Source organism: Oceanimonas doudoroffii (genome assembly GCF_002242685.1).
Taxonomy (GTDB): Bacteria; Pseudomonadota; Gammaproteobacteria; order Enterobacterales; family Aeromonadaceae; genus Oceanimonas; species Oceanimonas doudoroffii.
On sequence record NZ_NBIM01000011.1, the window covers coordinates 19,659 to 36,657 of the forward strand.

At 64.1% G+C, this 16,999-nt stretch carries 15 protein-coding genes; 8 read left to right on the forward strand and 7 right to left on the reverse strand.

Annotated elements, in window-relative coordinates:
* Nucleotides 1-26: 26 nt before the first annotated feature.
* Entirely contained in the window at nt 27-950 is a 924-nt protein-coding gene (locus B6S08_RS17480; RefSeq protein ID WP_094202093.1) for a LysR family transcriptional regulator ArgP, read from the reverse strand.
* A gap of 106 nt (nt 951-1,056) precedes the next feature.
* Between B6S08_RS17480 and B6S08_RS17485 the strand changes: the two genes are divergently transcribed.
* On the forward strand, nt 1,057-1,674 hold the full coding sequence (locus tag B6S08_RS17485) for a LysE/ArgO family amino acid transporter (protein WP_094202094.1): 618 nt from the start codon (nt 1,057-1,059) through the stop codon (nt 1,672-1,674).
* A 33-nt stretch (nt 1,675-1,707) separates the two neighbouring features.
* On the opposite strand, the gene B6S08_RS17490 is transcribed toward B6S08_RS17485, so the two are convergent.
* The 3 genes from B6S08_RS17490 to B6S08_RS17500 all read right to left on the reverse strand — a co-directional run bounded on the left by B6S08_RS17490 (nt 1,708) and on the right by B6S08_RS17500 (nt 5,471).
* The gene (locus B6S08_RS17490) at nt 1,708-2,976 is read right to left on the reverse strand and encodes an O-acetylhomoserine aminocarboxypropyltransferase/cysteine synthase family protein (RefSeq protein WP_094202095.1); all 1,269 of its coding nucleotides are present in this window, start codon (nt 2,974-2,976) and stop codon (nt 1,708-1,710) included.
* Between the two features lie 409 nt (nt 2,977-3,385).
* Entirely contained in the window at nt 3,386-4,756 is a 1,371-nt protein-coding gene (locus tag B6S08_RS17495; protein ID WP_094202096.1) for an ATP-binding protein, read from the reverse strand.
* On the reverse strand, nt 4,746-5,471 hold the full coding sequence (locus tag B6S08_RS17500; RefSeq protein WP_094202097.1) for a response regulator: 726 nt from the start codon (nt 5,469-5,471) through the stop codon (nt 4,746-4,748). Before B6S08_RS17500 ends, B6S08_RS17495 begins: the two co-directional genes overlap by 11 nt.
* A gap of 188 nt (nt 5,472-5,659) precedes the next feature.
* Here B6S08_RS17500 and B6S08_RS17505 point away from each other — a divergent pair, with 188 nt between their 5' ends.
* On the forward strand, nt 5,660-6,103 hold the full coding sequence (locus B6S08_RS17505; protein WP_094202098.1) for a hypothetical protein: 444 nt from the start codon (nt 5,660-5,662) through the stop codon (nt 6,101-6,103).
* Between the two features lie 24 nt (nt 6,104-6,127).
* Here the strand turns inward: B6S08_RS17505 and B6S08_RS17510 are convergent, their stop codons facing one another.
* Entirely contained in the window at nt 6,128-7,471 is a 1,344-nt protein-coding gene (locus tag B6S08_RS17510; protein ID WP_094202099.1) for an MATE family efflux transporter, read from the reverse strand.
* Nucleotides 7,472-7,608: 137 nt separating this feature from the next.
* On the opposite strand from B6S08_RS17510, the gene B6S08_RS17515 reads away from it, so the two are divergent.
* From B6S08_RS17515 to B6S08_RS17535, 5 genes are read left to right on the forward strand one after another with little or no spacing between them, the layout of a single operon-like run.
* The gene (locus tag B6S08_RS17515) at nt 7,609-9,399 is read left to right on the forward strand and encodes an IucA/IucC family protein (protein ID WP_094202100.1); all 1,791 of its coding nucleotides are present in this window, start codon (nt 7,609-7,611) and stop codon (nt 9,397-9,399) included.
* Entirely contained in the window at nt 9,386-11,116 is a 1,731-nt protein-coding gene (locus B6S08_RS17520; RefSeq protein ID WP_094202101.1) for an IucA/IucC family protein, read from the forward strand. Before B6S08_RS17515 ends, B6S08_RS17520 begins: the two co-directional genes overlap by 14 nt.
* Nucleotides 11,100-12,371 (forward strand): AMP-binding protein, encoded by a 1,272-nt coding sequence (locus B6S08_RS17525; protein WP_094202102.1) that lies wholly within the window; start codon nt 11,100-11,102, stop codon nt 12,369-12,371. The genes B6S08_RS17520 and B6S08_RS17525 overlap by 17 nt, the downstream gene beginning before the upstream one ends.
* Entirely contained in the window at nt 12,371-13,684 is a 1,314-nt protein-coding gene (locus B6S08_RS17530; protein WP_094202103.1) for a DUF6005 family protein, read from the forward strand. The genes B6S08_RS17525 and B6S08_RS17530 overlap by 1 nt, the downstream gene beginning before the upstream one ends.
* Nucleotides 13,684-14,514: a sugar phosphate isomerase/epimerase family protein gene (locus B6S08_RS17535; RefSeq protein ID WP_094202104.1), complete on the forward strand. Its 831-nt coding sequence runs from the start codon at nt 13,684-13,686 to the stop codon at nt 14,512-14,514. Before B6S08_RS17530 ends, B6S08_RS17535 begins: the two co-directional genes overlap by 1 nt.
* Here B6S08_RS17535 and asnC read toward each other — a convergent pair whose 3' ends face one another.
* Entirely contained in the window at nt 14,515-14,985 is a 471-nt protein-coding gene (gene asnC, locus B6S08_RS17540) for a transcriptional regulator AsnC (RefSeq protein WP_094202105.1), read from the reverse strand. It lies immediately after the preceding gene.
* 142 nt (nt 14,986-15,127) lie between these two features.
* On the opposite strand from asnC, the gene asnA reads away from it, so the two are divergent.
* A complete protein-coding gene (gene asnA / locus B6S08_RS17545) occupies nt 15,128-16,120 on the forward strand; it encodes an aspartate--ammonia ligase (protein WP_094202106.1) in 993 nt (330 codons plus the stop codon).
* Between the two features lie 256 nt (nt 16,121-16,376).
* Here asnA and B6S08_RS17550 read toward each other — a convergent pair whose 3' ends face one another.
* Nucleotides 16,377-16,784, reverse strand: a complete 408-nt coding sequence (locus tag B6S08_RS17550; protein WP_094202107.1) for a CBS domain-containing protein — start codon at nt 16,782-16,784, stop codon at nt 16,377-16,379.
* Nucleotides 16,785-16,999: the final 215 nt, after the last annotated feature.

A 16,999-nucleotide genomic window follows, 5' to 3' on the forward strand; every position in this document is an offset into this window, starting at 1 on the left:
TGTTGTGTGGGGTTGCAGCTTCGAGTCTAGACCCTGGAGGTTACTCCAGAGTCAATAGGCGGCAGCACGGTGCGGCCATAATCCACCAGACGACGGGACAGGGCCTGGTGAATGCCGCGCTCCAGCAGCCAGCGATGCCAGTAGAGGGGCTCAAACAGAGGGCCTTCCGGGTACAGCTCCACCAGCCGGCCCTGCTGCAGATCTTCTTCAATCATCAGCCGGGGGATCAGGCAGTAGGCGGCGCCGGACCGGGCAATGGCAACAAAGGCTTCCGAGGAGCGCATGGCATGGCAGGGATAGCCGCCGGCGGGCAGGCCGAAATGCTGCTCGATGTAGCGGGCATGCATGTCGTCGCGCTGATCAAAGGCCACGGCCGGGGCCAGTTGCAGGGCGGCCAGGGTCAGGCCGTCGGGAAAGTAGCGGCGGCGAAACGCCGGGGTGGCCACCAGTATGTATTCCATTTCGCCCAAGGGATCGCAGCGGCAGCCGGGCAGGGGCTCGGCACTGACACTGATGGCGCCAAAGGCTTCGCCGCTGCGCAGCCGGTCCAGGGTGCGGGATTCATCCTCGATAAGCAGGTTGAGTTCGATGGGGTGACTGTGCAACAGCGGGGTCAGGGCCGGGATCAGCCAGATGGCGAGGCTGTCGGCATTGGTGGCCAGAGTCACGGTCAGCGGCTTTTGCGGTGCGTCGGGCAACAGCTCGGCCATGACCGCCCCCTGCAGCTGGCTGACCTGACGGTAATGGGCCAGCAGTCGCCGGCCGGCATCGGTGGGGCGGGGCGGCTGGCTGCGGATCAGCAACGGCTGGGCCAGGCGCTGCTCCAGCTGCTTGATACGCTGGGACACCGCCGACTGGGTCAGATGCAGCTGGCGGGCTGCCGGCTCAAAGCCCTGTTCGCTGACCACCTTGTCAAGGGCGGCCAGCAGCTTGTAGTCCAGTTCACTCATGATGACTCCTTATTAATTAAATTAATGATGCAGCAATTTTATTAGTTTTACTAAATTAGCCGGCCTCACTAATCTGCAAGCCACTGACCAACGAGGAGGTTGCATCATGATGTACTGGTTGCCCTGGGCGCAGGGCTTTACCCTGGGGGCTGGGCTGATTATTCCCATCGGCGCGCAAAATGCCTTTGTGCTCAATCAGGGCATGCGGCGGCAGTACCATCTGCTGGTGGCGGCCATCTGCAGTTTGTTTGACGTGTTGCTGATCGGCCTGGGGGTGTTTGGTGGCGGCGCGGCACTGCAGTCCCACGGCGTGTTGTTCTGGGGGATCAGCCTGGCGGGCATGGCATTTTTGCTGATCTACGGTGCCCATTGCTGGCGGCGGGCGCTGGGTTCGGGTCAGGCGCTGGCGCTGGATGGTCGGGAGCGGGGGCTGAAGGCGGTGCTGATCGGCGTGCTGGCGGTGACCCTGCTGAACCCGCAGGTATACATCGAGACCGTGATGATACTGGGCTCCGTAGGGGGAGGCCTGGACGGCAACGAGAAGTGGGCCTTTGCCCTGGGATGCTTTACCGCCTCACTGGTATGGTTTTTTACCCTGGCACTGGGGGCGGCGCGTATGAGCAACTGGCTGGGCCGGCCGCTGGTGCAGCGGGTCATGGACGGCGCCATCGGCACCCTGATGTGGCTGCTGGCGGGCAAGCTGGCGCTGGGGCTGATGGGATAAAAAAGCGGGAAGGTGAGCCTTCCCGCTGCGAGATCAGGCGTTCAGCGCCTGTGCCAGATCGGCAATGATGTCGTCGGCGTGCTCGATGCCGATGGACAGCCGAATCATTTCCGGCCTGACGCCGGCCTGGACTTGCTCGGCCTCGGTCATCTGGCGATGGGTGGTGGACGCCGGATGGCAGGCCAGGGACTTGGCGTCACCGATATTGACCAGCCGCTTGATAAGCGTGAGCGCATCGTAAAAACGCACGCCGGCCTCATAGCCGCCCTTGAGCCCGAACGACAGAATGGCCGAGGGCTTGCCCTTCATGAACTGCTGCGCACGCTCAAAGTCAGGGTGGCCTTCCAGGCCGGCGTAGTTGACCCAGTCCACCGCCTCGTGCCGCTGCAGAAATTCGGCCACCTTGAAGGTGTTCTCCACATGACGCTCCATGCGCAGGGGCAGGGTTTCCAGCCCCTGCAGCAGCAGAAAGGCGTTGAGCGGTGCCAGGGCGCTGCCGGTGTTGCGCAGGGGCACGGTGCGGGCGCGGGCAATAAAGGCGGCGGGGCCAAAGGCTTCGTTGTAGATAACACCATGGTAGGCGGCCTCGGGATTGCAGAACTGAGGGAAACGTTCCTTGTGCTCGGCCCAGGGGAACTTGCCGCTGTCGACGATAATGCCGCCCAGGGAGTTGCCGTGACCACCGATGTATTTGGTCAGCGAGTGCACTACTATGTCGGCGCCAAACTCGATGGGCTTGCACAGCATCGGAGTGGCGACGGTGTTGTCCACCACCAGGGGCACACCCTCGGCGTGGGCCACGTCGGCCAGGCCCTTGATGTCGACCACGTTGCCCGCCGGGTTGCCGATGCTCTCGCAGTATACCGCCTTGGTGTTGGCATCGATCAGCCTGGCAATGGCGGCCGGGCTGGCGTCCTCGGCAAAGCGTACCTCAATGCCCAGATCCGGCAGCATATGGGCCAGCAGGGTGTAGGTGCCGCCATAGAGCTGAGGCGTGGTGACGATGTTGTCGCCGCCTTTGGCCAGGGTGATCAGGGCGTAGTGAATGGCGGCGCTGCCCGCCGACACCACCAGGCCGGCAATGCCGCCTTCCAGGGCCGCGACGCGCTGCTCCAGCACGTCGTTGGTGGGGTTCATGATGCGGGTATAGATGTTGCCCGGCACTTCCAGGTTGAACAGATCGGCGCCGTGCTGGGCGCTGTCAAATTCATAGGCCACGGTCTGGTAAATGGGGGTAGCCACCGACTTGGTGGTGGGATCCGTGGTGTAGCCGTGGTGTACGGCCAGGGTTTCATCTCTCATGGGAGTAACTGTCCTTGTGTTTCGGTCGAGGCTCATCAATGTAGGCAGTTTGCCCGGGGGAGTAAAGGCCGGCTGTTGGCTGTGGTGCCGCGGGCAAGGGGTACTGCTTTGCCGACACGCCGTGAACCCTTCCCTGGGGGCTCCGCTGCGCCCTCCCTGGCGCCGAGGGTCAGCGCAGCAGACACCCCTTGTCCTCCGCATTGGACTCCGGGTTGTTAGTTAACTTTTATCAGGCGGCACAGGGAGTCCGCGAAGCAGCAGCCGGGATTGCCGTAGCCGACCGTCAAATGCCACGGATGGCATTTGACGAGCGTCCCACGGATGGGCTCGAAGCGTGTCGGCGGAGTGCAACCCGGTTGCTGCTTCGAGGTGTACGGTGAGTCAGGCAACGCAGGCCTGTATTGGCAGGCTAATGAGGCAGCAGCACGGTGGCCAGCAGGCCGCCGCCGGGGTGGTTGGTCAGATGCAGTTCACCGCCGTGCTGGTGGATCAGGGTGCGGGCAATGGCCAGGCCCAGGCCGATGCTGCCGTCTTCCAGGTTGCGGGCGCTGTCGAGCCGGGTAAAGGGCTTGAACACCTCTTCCAGCTGCTCGTCGGGAATGCCGGGGCCCACATCGCGGATCAAAATGCGTACTCGGCCGGGCTCGTCCAGCAGTCGCACCTCCACCCGTTCGCCGTATTTTACGCCGTTCTCCAGCAGGTTCTGCAGCGCTCGGCGCAGGGCGGTGCTGCGGCCGCGAAACAGGATGGGCTCGCGCTCTTCCAGGCTGACCTGGTGGCCGGCGTCCTGCAGATCATCGCACAGGCTTTGCACCAGGCTGGACAGATCCAGATCCCGCAACGGCTCGCTCTGGCCGTCATCCCGGGCGAATTGCAGGGTGGCGGCCAGCATCTGCTCCATGCGCTTGAGCCCTTGTTGCAGCTTGAGCTTGTCTTCGCCGTCGGGCAGAAACTCGCAGCGCAGTTGCAGGCTGGTGAGCGGGGTGCGCAGATCATGGGAGATGGCCGCCAGCATGCGGGTGCGGTCGGTGACAAAGCGATCCAGCCGTTCCTGCATGCGGTTAAAGGCCGACAGGGTGTCGCGAATTTCACTGGGCCCGGTTTCCGGCAGGGGCTCGGCCTTGTCGCCTCGGCCGAGCCGCTCGGCCCTGCGGGCCAGTTGCTTGAGCGGCCGGGTAATGCGCTGCAGTAGCCAGATCATCAGGCCGGTGAGCAGGGCCGCCAGCAACACCAATGACAGAATGGCCTTGGGCGACCAGCCCGGGCTTTCCCGATCCACCAGGGAGGTAAAGCGCAGCCAGTGGCCGTTGCCCAGTTCAATGCCGCCATAGAGGCGAATGTCGGGCCGGCGGCCGTGGGGCGGGTGGCGATGGCGGCGTTCGGAAGGCGGCGGCAGGGCACGGCCGCTGCCGGTTTCGGCGTAGATGCGAATATCCAGCGAGCCCGGATAATCGAGCCGGCTGCGCACGATGCGCTCAAACACGGCGTTGCGCTCGCCTTCGGCGGGGGCGTCCTGACTCAGCCCCAGCAGCAGGGTTTCGCTGCGGCTGGCGCGCAGAATTTCCCGCTGCAGCTCGGGCGGGGACTGGTGCAGCAACCGGGTCACCGCTATCAGCCGCTGCAGGGTAAAGCGGCTGTTCACCAACCCCAGCGTCTCTTCCCGCTCCAGCCGGTAGATTTGCAGGCTGACCAGCTGCACCAGCACCAGGGCGCACAGGGTCACCAATACAATCTGGCCGGTGAGGCTGCCCAGCCAGTAACGCAGCCGCTCAGCCTTCATGACGGACCTCGGCGGCCAGCATGTAGCCGCCGCCCCAGATGGTCTTGATCAGTTGCGGATGGCGGGAGTCGGCCTCCAGCTTGCGCCTAAGCCGGCTGACCAGGGTGTCGATGGCCCGGTCAAAGGCCTGGGCCTCCCGGCCCCGGGCCAGATCCAGCAGCTGATCCCGGCTCAACACCCGGTTGGGGTGCTGAATAAACACGCGCAGCAGATCGAACTCGGCGGTGCTCAGGCTGATGGTGACGCCCTTGTCGTCCACCAGCTCGCGCCGGGCGGTGTCCAGCAGCCAGTGGCCAAAGCGCACCCGGGGCGGGGCCTCGGTGGCGGGCTCCTGACCCGGTTCGGGCCGGCGCCTTAGCACCGCCTTGATGCGGGCCAGCAATTCGCGGGGGTTGAAGGGTTTGGGCAGGTAGTCGTCGGCGCCCATTTCCAGGCCGATAATGCGGTCGGTGTCTTCGCCCATGGCGGTAAGCATGATGATGGGCACCTCGTTGCCCTGGCCGCGCAGCTCTCGGCACAGGGTCAGGCCGTCGTCGCCCGGCAGCATCAGGTCGAGAATGATCAGATCGGGCCGGTGACGGCTCAGGTGCTGGCGCATGGCATCCCCGTCGCGCACGGCCTGCACGCGGTAGCCGTGCTGCTCCAGAAAGCGTTTCAGCAGATCGCGAATTTCACCGTGATCGTCCACCACCAGCAAGTCTTTGCCCTTGTTCATCTTTATCCTCCTGCCATTGCCGGCTCAGTATAAGCTCAGGCGGCCGGACAAATAATGTCAAAGTGTGTCAGGGGGTGGGACTGTGACACTTTGTTGCAAAAAAGCGCCGCGCCGACACAGTTTGCTGACAGACGGGGGGTTAAATGGTCAGCGTCAACACCACATCACCACAACGAGAGGTAGTTATCATGAAAACTCGTCACAGCGCCCTGTTGCTCGCCGCCACCCTGCTCACCGTGCCTGCCCTGGCCAGCGCCGCTCATCACGGTGGCGAAGATCGTGGTCCCATGACGGAAGAATGTGCCCGTGACCACAAGGGCGGCCATCATGGCAAGCGCCATCACGGCGGCAAGCACATGGATCCGGCCCGGTTCGAGCAGCGCCTGACCAAGCGCATGGAAAAACTGGAAACCCCCGAGCTCAAGGCCCAGTTCATTCTGGCGCAGCAGGCCCGGCTTGAGGCCATGGAGCACAACCTGACCCTGCACCGGCTGATGGCCGAGCACAAGGCCGGCGCCATGGACAACGCCGAGCTCAAGGACGCCACCCTGAAGAAAATCGCCGCCGACGATCAGCTCAAGCAGCAACAGCTCAAACAGATGCGGGCGGCGGTGGACAAGCTGGCCGACTGATCACCATGGCGCACATTGCCGGGCTCAGGCGCAGTTGACGCGAGCCCGGCTGCGGGCCTGGGCCGCCAGGCCCAGGGCCAGCACCAGGGTCAGCGCCTCGGCCAGGGGCAGCGCCAGCAGAAAAGGTTGTGCCGGCGCGGTCCAGGCCAGCCACAGCATCAGCCCCGCCGGCAGCACCAGGCTGCGGCTGAAGGCGATGATGGCCGAGGGCAGCGGCCGCTGCAGGGCGGTAAAGGTCACCGCAATCAGCATGTTGAAACCATTGAACAGGAACAGCGGCCAGATAATGGCGATCAGCGCCGCGGCCTGCGCCATGGCCTCGGTTTCGTCCGCATGCAGGAACAGCGCCGGAATGCGGTGGCCCGCCAGCAACAGCAGGGCACTCATCAACAGCCCCAGCCCGCCCAGGGTCACCGCCGCCAGTTTTACTACCTGCCTTGCCCGCTGGGTTTGTCCTGCCCCCAGGTTGTGGCTGACCAGCGGATGCACGCCGTCGACGATGCCATAGCAGGTCATCACACCGATAAAAATCAGATAGTTGACGATGCTGAAGGCGGCCACGCCCTCGGCGCCTTGCGTGCGCAGCATCAGCCAGTTCACCAGCCAGATCATCACCCCCACCGACACCTCATTGATGCCTTCCGACAGGCCGTTGGCCACGGCGGCACGCAGATCCCGCCAGGGCCAGCCGCGAAAGCGCAGGGTCATGGCGCCCGGGCGGCGCAGGTATTGAATCATCAGGCCGGCCTGCACCAGCTGCGCCAGCAGGGTGGCCCAGGCGGCCCCGGCCAGCCCCAGTTTAAAACCGCCCACCAGCACGGCGTTCAGCACAATATTGCTGCAGGCGCCGACCACCAGGGCGCGGGTGGCCAGACCGGTGTGGCCGTCGGCGCGTACAAAGTAATAGGCCACCATGGTGGCGATCTGCAGCACCAGCGCCGCTTTCATCACCGCCAGGTATTCCGCCACCAGCGGGCGCAGCGCCTCTGGCACGTTAAGCGCCTGATACAGCAGCCCGGGCCAGAGGGTGATCACCATGCCCGCCAGCGCCACCGCCAGGGCGGCGGCCAGCACGGAGGCACCAAACAGCCGGCTGGCCTCGTCACGCCTGTGCTGACCCAGCAGGTGGCCGGCGCGTACCGAGCCGCCAATGGCCAGCACCAGCCCCAGGGCAAACAACAGGGTGAGCCAGGGCACCAGCAGGGTGACGGCGGCCAGGGCGTCGGCGCCGACCAGGTTGCCGACGAAGAGTCCGTCAATCACTGACGCACTGGTGATGGCCAGCAAACTGATCAGGGCGTGGCCGGCGAATTGAAAGAACAGCGTGGGAACCGGGGTTTGCACCATGGGATTGGAAGAAGTGGTCATGCTTTGTCCGCGTGTAACAAGTGTAACAGTAATTGAAAGTGATAATCGTTATCATGAATATTCGTCACCTGAGAACTTTACCCCGTTAGCGTGCCGAACGAAAGCAGGATGCACATCAGCGAAGACAAGGTGAACGGATGAGTACATCATCACGAAATATTGCGGAGCAGGCCACCCTGAGGGCCTTTCTTAACTGTTATCTGCGGGAAGTGGAGCCGGGCATATACTGCGGCCATGTGGTGGGCGCCGGCACTCAAGGGCTGCCCGCCACGGTGGATTGCGTGGAGCTGCCCCTGGCCAGCCAGCAGGCGATGCTGCGGGTGGAGCTGGAGTACCGTTCGCTCACCGGGTGCCACCGCTTTGGCCGGTTGTGGCTGCGGCGCAGCCGGGAGCACGGTTGGCGGGCCACCGAGCCCTTTGCCGCGGTGCTGATGCTGGTGCACGAAATCTACCGGGGCTTTTGCCGGGGTGACGACGAACGGTTGCGCCAGCAGGAGCTGGAGCTGCTGACCCGGCTGACCGACAGCTACCGGCAAATGATGGAGCATATCGACGCCGGCCGGCAGCAACCGGCGCCTGTTCATTTTATCGACACCGAGCAGTCGGTGCTGTTTGGCCATTGGCTCCATCCCACCCCCAAGAGCCGCCAGGGCATGACCGACTGGCAGCAGCGCCGCTACGGCCCCGAGCAGCGCGGCCGGTTTGCCCTGCATTATTTCGCCGCCAGCCCCGAGCTGGTGCGCCACCGCTCGGCCCGGGAGCAGACGGTACCGCAAATGGTCAGCGCCCTGCTGGGGGCCGATGCCGACCGCCTGGCCCGAACCGACGGCAAGCTGCTGCTGCCCATGCACCCGCTGCAGGCCGAGGCGCTGTTGTTGCAGCCGGCGGTGCAGGCGTTGATGGAGGCCGGCAGGCTGGAGCACCTGGGGCCGGCGGGCCATGCCTTTACCGCCACCTCATCGGTGCGCACCCTGTATTGCGAGGCGCTGCCCTGGATGATCAAGTTTTCCATTCCGGTGCGCATCACCAATTCCCTGCGCCGCAACCGTCGCCACGAGCTCGACGCCGGCCTGATCATGGACCGGCTGCTGCAGCGCACCGGCTTTGACCGGCGCTACCCGGCCTTTGGCATGATTCACGATCCGGCCTGGATCACCCTGGACTTTCCCGAACAGGAGGAAAGCGGCTTTGAGGTGATCCTGCGGGACAACCCCTTTGGCGGCGAGGCCGGGCGGGGCGTCACCAGCCTGGCGGCGCTGACCGCCGAGCCGCTGCCCGGTGCGCCCTCGGCCCTGGCCGGGCTGATTGCCGGCATCGCCGCCCGCGACGGCGACACCCCGGCCATGGTGTGCCGGCGCTGGTTCGAGCGCTACCTCGACTGCGCCCTTGAGCCGCTGATCTGCCTCTATGACGAGCACGGCATTGCCCTGGAAGCCCACCAGCAGAACAGCCTGCTGCGGGTGACCGACGGCTATCCCTCGGCCTATTACTATCGCGACAACCAGGGCTACTACCTGTCGGAGCGCTACCGGGACTCGCTGCAGGCACTGGTGCCGGAAGCGGCAAACCTGGCCGCGCTGTATTACCCCGATGCGGAAATTCGCGATCGCTTCGCCTATTACGCCGTGGTCAACCAGGTGTGTGCCGTGGTGAGCCGCATGGGCAATGACGGCCTGATTGACGAGGCCAGCCTGCTGGCGCTGCTGCGCCGGCGGTTGGAGCGGCTGGCCGAACGGTTGCACGGTGCCGGCCGGGACTTTGCGAGCTCGCTGCTGAGCCGGCCCTTTATTCCTGCCAAGGGCAACCTGTTGACCCGGCTCTATGACGTGGACGAGCTGGACGCCGACAACGAACAGGCCATTTACACACGCTTGCCCAACCCGCTATGCCGCGACGCCCTCAAGGAGGTGACCCATGCCGTTGCCTGAAGCCCAGCACGAATATCCCGAGCAGCGGGTGCTGCGCCAGCTGGTCGAAGCCCTGCTGTTTGAACAGCGCCTGCCCTGGGGCTGGCAGGCCTTTGAAGAAGGAGACTTCCTGTGCTGGCAGCAGCAGGGCGATGTCTACCGCTGCCGCGCTCACGTAGGTGCCTTTGATCGAGTGCGGATTCGAGCCGGCAGCCTGCAGCGGCGTGAGGGCGACGACTGGCAGCCGGCCGGACTCGCGCGGCTGCTGGCCACCCTGCCGGCGCTGGATGACGCCCGGCAGCGGCTGACGGACGAGCTGGCCCAGACGGTGCGGCTGTGTCGCTGGAACCAGCGCCGGCTGAACGTGCCTCTGTCCCGGCGCGGGCTCGACTACGCCGGGCTGGAATCGGCCCTGGACGAAGGCCACCCTTATCACCCCTGTTTCAAGGCCCGCACCGGCTTCAGCGAGCAGGATCACGAAGAGTACGGCCCCGAGGCGGGGCGGTCTTTTCGGCTGGTGTGGCTGGCGGTGCCCCGGGCACATCTGCGCCAGGCGCTGGCCGGCGATGAACAGGCGTTCTGGCAGGACGAGCTGGGCGAACCGGTCTGGCGCTGTCTGAGCGAGCGCCTGCACCGTCAGGGGGGCGACTGGCACCGTCATGGCTTGCTGCCCCTGCACCCCTGGCAGTGGCAGCAGTTGCGCGGACGCCTGGGCGGGCTGGGCCAGAGCCTGTTTCTCGGCGAGGCCGGGGATCACTATCAGGCCAGCCAGTCGGTACGCACCCTGCTTAACGTCTCTCACCCTGAGCGGGCCAGCATCAAGCTGGCGATGAGCATGGTCAACACCTCGTCGAAACGCATTATCGAACCCCATTCGGTATGCACGGCGCCGGTGATTTCCCGCTGGCTGCAGCAAGTGGTGAACAGTGATGCCCTGTTCGCCGAGCGCTACCCCCTGGTATTGCTGGCGGAATATGCCGGCGTGATTGCCGATGATCAGGGTGAGCTGGCCGCCATCTGGCGGCAAAGCCTGACGCCGCTGCTGGGTGAGCAGGAGCGGGCGGTGCCCTTTAATGCCCTGATGATGGTGGAACGCGATGGCCGGCCCTTTGCCGATGACTGGATTGGCCGCCATGGCCTGGAGCCCTGGCTGAACCGGCTGTTCGAGGTGGTGGTGCTGCCGGTGTGGCACCTGCTGGTGGCCCACGGCATCGCCCTGGAAGCCCATGGTCAGAACATGGTGCTGCTGCATGAGCATGGCTGGCCCAGCCGGCTGGTGCTGCGGGACTTTCACGAAAGTGTGGAATACGTGCCCGGCTTTTTGCGCGACCCCGGACTGGCGCCCGACTTTTCGGCGCTGGACCCCTGTTACCGGCAGGCGGAGCCCAACCAGTACTACTGGATGGAAACCCCGGAGTGGCTGCGCGAGCTGGTGATGGACACCCTGTTCGTGTTCAACCTGAGCGAAGTGTCCTGGCTGCTGGAGTGCCATTACGGCCTGCCCGAGGCGCGCTTCTGGTCGCTGCTGGCGATCCGGCTGGCGGCCCATGCCGAGGAGCATGGCCTGCAGGCCCGGCTGGCCGAGCTGGGCCATGACGCCGCCACCTTTTATACCGAATCCCTGCTGACCCGCAAGCTGTCGGGCAACCGGGTGGAGTGTCACCACCTGGTAAGCAACCCCCTGAGCCCGCAACCGACCCCTGTGACGAGAGCTGAATCAAATGTTGTATGTGAATGATCAATACATTGACCAGGCCTGGTTTGCCGACGCCGGCGAACGCCTGCGCGCCCGACCGGCCCTGGCCGACTGCCACCGTTACCGTTACGCGGTGTGCCTGAGCAATACCGCCGACTGGCTGGCCTGGCTGTTTCTGCTGCGCCGTGAAAGGGGCGGTGTACTGCCCCTGCATGGTGAACTGCCGTTGGCGGCGGCGCGACGGGCGGCACAGCGGGCCGGCTGTCACTGGCTGATCCACGGGGAACACAGCGAACGGCTGGCAGGGGGCGTGACCCCGGCCGAGGGCGGCGAGTTGCTGCAGATGAGTTCGGGCACCACCGGCGAGCCCAAGTGCATCGCCCGCTCTTGGTCCAGCATAGATCGGGAGCTCGACAGCTATGTGTCCGCCTTTACCGAGCCCGCGTCGATGACGCCGGTGATCGCCTGCCCGGTAACCCACTCCTACGGCCTGATCGCGGGCCTGCTGGTGGCGCTGAAGCGGGGCCAGCAGCCGGTGGTGATCGACAACCTCAACCCCAAATACCTGTTGCGGCGGCTGCGCGAGCTGCCGGCACCGCTGCTGTATTCGTCGCCGGCCATGCTCAATACCCTGTGCCGGCTGTTGCCCGCCGGGGAGCGGCTGCACGCGGTGATGACCTCGGGCACCGTGCTGCCCGGACCCTGGTTCGAGGCCCTGCGCAAGGCCAGCCGGCATCTGTTTCAGCAATATGGCTGTTCCGAGGCCGGCTGCATCGCCATCAATCCGGACGTGCGTGCCGCCGTCGACATCGGCTTGGTGCTGCCCCACCTGAGCCTGGTGAATGCCCCCGAACAGGATGCCCCGGGCGAGCTGGTGGTGCAGGGTGAGGACGGCGTGATTCACACTCGGGATCTGGGCTGGCGCCGGCCCGACGGCATGCTGGTGTTTGTGGCCCGGCTCGATGACACCATTAACGTGGCCGGCCTCAACGTCTATCCCCAGGAGGTGGAAGACGTGGTGATGGCCATGGCGGCGGTGCACGATGCCGTGGTGATCCGCAAGGCCGATCCCTTTGCCGGCGAGCGGGTCTGCCTGTTGTTCAGCGCCGATCGCCCGGTGTCGGTGGCTGAGCTGCGGGACTGGTGCCAGGACCGGCTGGCCCGCCATCAGATCCCCCTTGAGATGCACCAGCTGCAGCTCATTCCCCGTCAGCATAACGGCAAGATCAGCCGCCGGGAGGTGGCCGCCCGCTTTGAGGACGGCAGCCTGGCCCTGGCGTTGCAGGAGGTAAGCTAATGGATCAGCAGGCCATCATCACCGCCATCCATTCCGTGCTGCGGGACACCCTGATGCATCCTCACCTGAGTGCCTTCGCTCCCGAGGCACGGCTGAATGAGGATCTCTACCTGGACTCGATTCAGCTGCTGCAGCTGTTGATGCACCTGGAGCTGGACCTGGGCTTTGAGATTCCCGAAAACGCCTTTAGCAGGGACGACTTTGACACCGTGGCCGGGCTGGCCACTTTTCTGGGTCGTCTGGGGGCTGGGGCATCGGCGGCCGGCCGGGAGCAGGCCGAAGGACAGGAACCAGGCCCGAATGTGCACGGAGAGGAATACGAAGACATCAAGGTGCACTGTTTTGTCAGTTGTGTGTGCGATGCCCTCAAGCAGGCCGGCATCGATCACCGGCCCTACTATTTCTCGGTGTGGGACGCCGATTTCGATATCGGCCCGGACCGGGTGTTGCGCTACCACGCGCCGTCCATCAGTCACGACCTGTTCAGAAACTGGTTCGAGCGACTCTATGGCGTGGATCTGCACCACTGGTACCGGCCCGAGCTCGGCAAGGCGGACAATATCGCCACCCTGTGCGAGCTGGTGGCGGTGCGCCCCGACACCGGCTCCGTGATGGTGATGCTGGATCTGTATCAGCTGCCGGAGCGGGAGAACAAGTTCAACCAAAATCCCTTTCCCCACTATGTGCTGCTGGAAGCCACGGCCGATCCCGATATCTGGCTGATGCGGGATCCGGATTACCGCTGGGAGGGGGAACTGCCCCGGGAGCGCATTCTGCAGGCGGTGGATCAGCCCACCGTGGCCGGCGGCTGGCGCTTTGACCGCCGTCAGGCGCGAGCCCCGGAACCGGCCAGGGTACGGGATTATTTTCTGGCCTGTTTTCGCCCCGACGCCAATGCCCTGACCGACGGCGTGCGGCGCATTGTCGATGCCCATGTGCGCGGTATTGATGGCCTGGCCCTGTCCGGCCTGGACGAGGCGCTGAGGGAACTGCCGGTGATCTCGGTGCGTAAATACGCCTATGAGCACGGCTTTGCGTTTTTCTGGCGGGAGCTGGGCCTGGCCAATGACGACTTTGAGCACTGGTGCGATGAAATAGAAAAGCTGATCACCGGTTTTCGCGCCCTGCACTACCAGGTGCTCAAGCTGGCCCAAAGCCAGGATATCGGCCTGGTGGCCGACATTGAGCGGCAGCTGAACGAGCTCGACGCCATCGAGTTCGGCATCAAGGGTGAACTGGCGGCGGTGTTCGCTGACTGGTGCGCCTTTCATGGACTGTTGGCCAGCACGGCCTGCGAACAGGAGGTGGCCTGATGGAACTGGCACTGTGCACCATCAGTTTTCGGCATCATCTGGTGTCACTGGCGGAGCTGGCGCTGTGGGCCCGCAACCATGGCTTCAGCGGCATCGAGCTGTGGGGCGCCCATGCCCGCCACCTGGCGGATCAGCCTCAGTACAATGCCGACTGGCTGGCGACCTTTGGGCTCAGGGTACCCATGATCAGTGACTACCTGCCCACCGAGGGCCCGGCCGCCGAGTGGCGCCGGCAAACCCAGGCGCTGTGTCATCTGGCCCGGCGTTGGGGGGCGCCGCGCATTCGCACCTTTGCCGGGCGCAAGGGCAGCATGGAGACCCCCCCGGCGGAACGTGCCGCCGTGGTGGCGGCCCTGCGCGAGCAGTGCCTGATTGCCGCCGATCACGGCCTGCGGCTGCTGGTGGAAACCCATCCGGGCACCCTGGCGGACAATGGCGCCTCGATTCTGCAGCTGCTGGATGAAGTGGATCACTCGGCCTTTGGGCTCAACTTTGACACCCTGCACGTGTGGGAGGGGGGAGATGATCCCCTTGAATTGCTGACACAAACCCGCAGCCGGGTGGATTACTTTCACTTAAAGAACGTCAGCGAGCGGGCACGGCTGGGAGTATTTGCGCCGGGCAATGTGTACGCCGCCGCCGGGTGCCGGCAAGGCATGGTACCGCTGTTTGAGGGCTGCGTGGATTACCGGGATTTTCTGGCGCCGCTGCTGAATGACCCCGACGCCTGCGCCTCGCTGGAATGGTTCGGCCCCGATGCCTTTACCGTGCTGCGTCAGGACCGGCAGGCCATTGCCGAACTGGGCCGCCCCCTGGCGGCCTGCGGCTGATCAGGGGGTGACGTCCCGATCGATGGGCTGTTGCAGCGAGATCAGGGTCTCGGTGGACTGAATCTCCTCAATGGGCTGCAAGCGGTGGATCAGCACCCGCTGCAGCTCGTCGATGGAGCGGGTCATGACCTTGATAAAGATGTTGTAGTGGCCGGTGGTGTAATAGGCTTCCACCACTTCCTCCAGCGCTTCCAGCTGGGCCAGCGCCCGGGGGTAGTCCCGGGCGCTTTTCAGTATGATGCCGATAAAGCAGCAGACGTCGTAGCCCAGCTTCTTGGCGTTCACCTGCACGCGGGTGCCCTCAATGATGCCCGCCTGCTTCATTTTTTCCACCCGTACATGAATGGTGCCGGGGCTGACGCCAAAGCGTTTGGCCAGCTCGGCGTAGGGCGTGCGGGCATTGTCCATCAGCGCCATCAGGATGGATTTGTCCAGATTGTCGATTCGGTAATGAGCGTCGCCTTTTTCCATGTGCACTTAACGATTCCTCAAAATATTGGTCTTATTTTAAAGAATTTAAATCCGTAAACGAGTTTTTGCCAGCAGTTGTTGAATTCGATGCCCGTTTCCGTGATTATTCTGCAAAACCAATCAGCAAGCCCAGGTGGACGAGATGAAAAAAGCCTATGTAGAACGCCAACGCCAAATTCGATTCGTGAAGGAGTATTTCTCCGGTCAGCTGGCGCAGCAGCTCAATCTGCTGGAAGTTCAGGCCCCCATTCTCAGCCGTCTGGGCGACGGCATGCAGGACAACCTGTCCGGCTCCGAAAAGGCGGTACAGGTGCAGGTCAAGGCCATTCCCGGCGAGTCCTACGAAGTGGTGCACTCCCTGGCGAAGTGGAAGCGTCACACTCTTGGTCGCTTCGGCTTTGAGCCGGGCGAGGGCATCTACACCCACATGAAGGCGCTGCGTCCGGATGAAGATCGCCTGAGCCCGATTCACTCCGTGTATGTGGATCAGTGGGACTGGGAGCAGGTGATGAGCACCGAAGACCGCCACGCCGGTTTTCTGGCTCAGACCGTGGCGCGCATCTACGGCGCCATCAAGCGCACCGAGCAGGCCGCGGCCGCCGAGTTTGGCTTTACCCCCTTCCTGCCGGAAAGCATCGAGATTCTGCACGCCGAAGAGCTGCTGGCCCGTTATCCGGAGCTCGATGCCAAGGGCCGTGAGCGCGCCATTGCCAAGGAGCTGGGTGCCGTGTTCCTGGTGGGCATCGGCGGCAAACTGAGCCATGGTGACATTCACGACATGCGTGCCCCGGACTACGACGACTGGTCCAGCGAAGGCAAGGACGGCCTGGCCGGCCTGAACGGCGACATTCTGGTATGGAACCCGGTGCTGGAAGACGCCTTTGAGATTTCCTCCATGGGCATTCGCGTGGATCAGGACGCCCTGCGTCGCCAGCTGGCCCTGACCGGTCACGAAGACCGCGCCGGGCAGGAATGGCATCAGGCCCTGCTGGCGGGCGAGCTGCCCCAGACCATAGGTGGCGGCATCGGCCAGTCCCGTCTCGCCATGCTGCTGCTGCAGCTCGACCATATCGGTCAGGTGCAGTGCGGCGTATGGCCTGCCGAGCTGAGCGAAACCGTAGACGGCCTGCTGTAAGCCGAAACAAAAACAGTAAAGGGGCGCCTCGGCGCCCCTTTTGCATAGGTGAAATGCCTGCTGACAAGGCGTGTCGCCGGCCGGCCAAAGGGCACTGCCTGACGACACGCCATAAATTATCCCTGACGCCCTTCGGCTTTGCTGCCGTGCCCGGCTGGGTGCATTGTCCGCGAAGTGCTACGCCATGCAGAGCTGAAAAGGGCTGTCGGCCCGCCCTCGCGGGAAGGATGTTCCCCGGCGGGAGTGGCCCACAGAACTAGTAGGTCGCCAGGCAGGTCTTGAGCTGGTTATTAAGAAAGCTCATCACCTGGTGGCGGGTGACCATGCCGATGACCTTTTTGCCTTCCACCACCGGATACAACTTGGGCTTGGGGCCGCCCATGGTGCGCGCCAGTTCAAACACGTCGGTGTCGGGGGTGACGGTGAGCGGATCCCGGCGCATGACGTCCGATACCAGAATGCGGTTGTCGCAGTGATAGCTGGCGTTGATCAGCTTGGGAATGCAGTCCTGCTCCGACAGGAACCCGATAATCTGGCGCTGGCTGTCCACCACCGGCAGACCGCTCAGGCCCGATTCCAGCATGCGATCCAGCGCTTCCGAAATCGACATGCTCTGGGTCAGCATCGGCAGGCTGTGCCGCATGATTTCACTTACTATTGCCATGGCCATTCTCCTTGAACACTGTTCATAGACCGAGTGTGGCAGGCCTTTGGTCAGCGGGCCAATCGGCCTTGCCGTTGTGATTGATAGTTGAGTGCCCGATCCTGTTTTCAGCATAGCTCGCCGGGGTGAACCGAGCCGGTGACATTCCCGATCCGCCTTTGCCCGCATTTTTGTTATTCTGCCTCCTTCCGGTTATTCCCTTGAGGAGCAAAAAG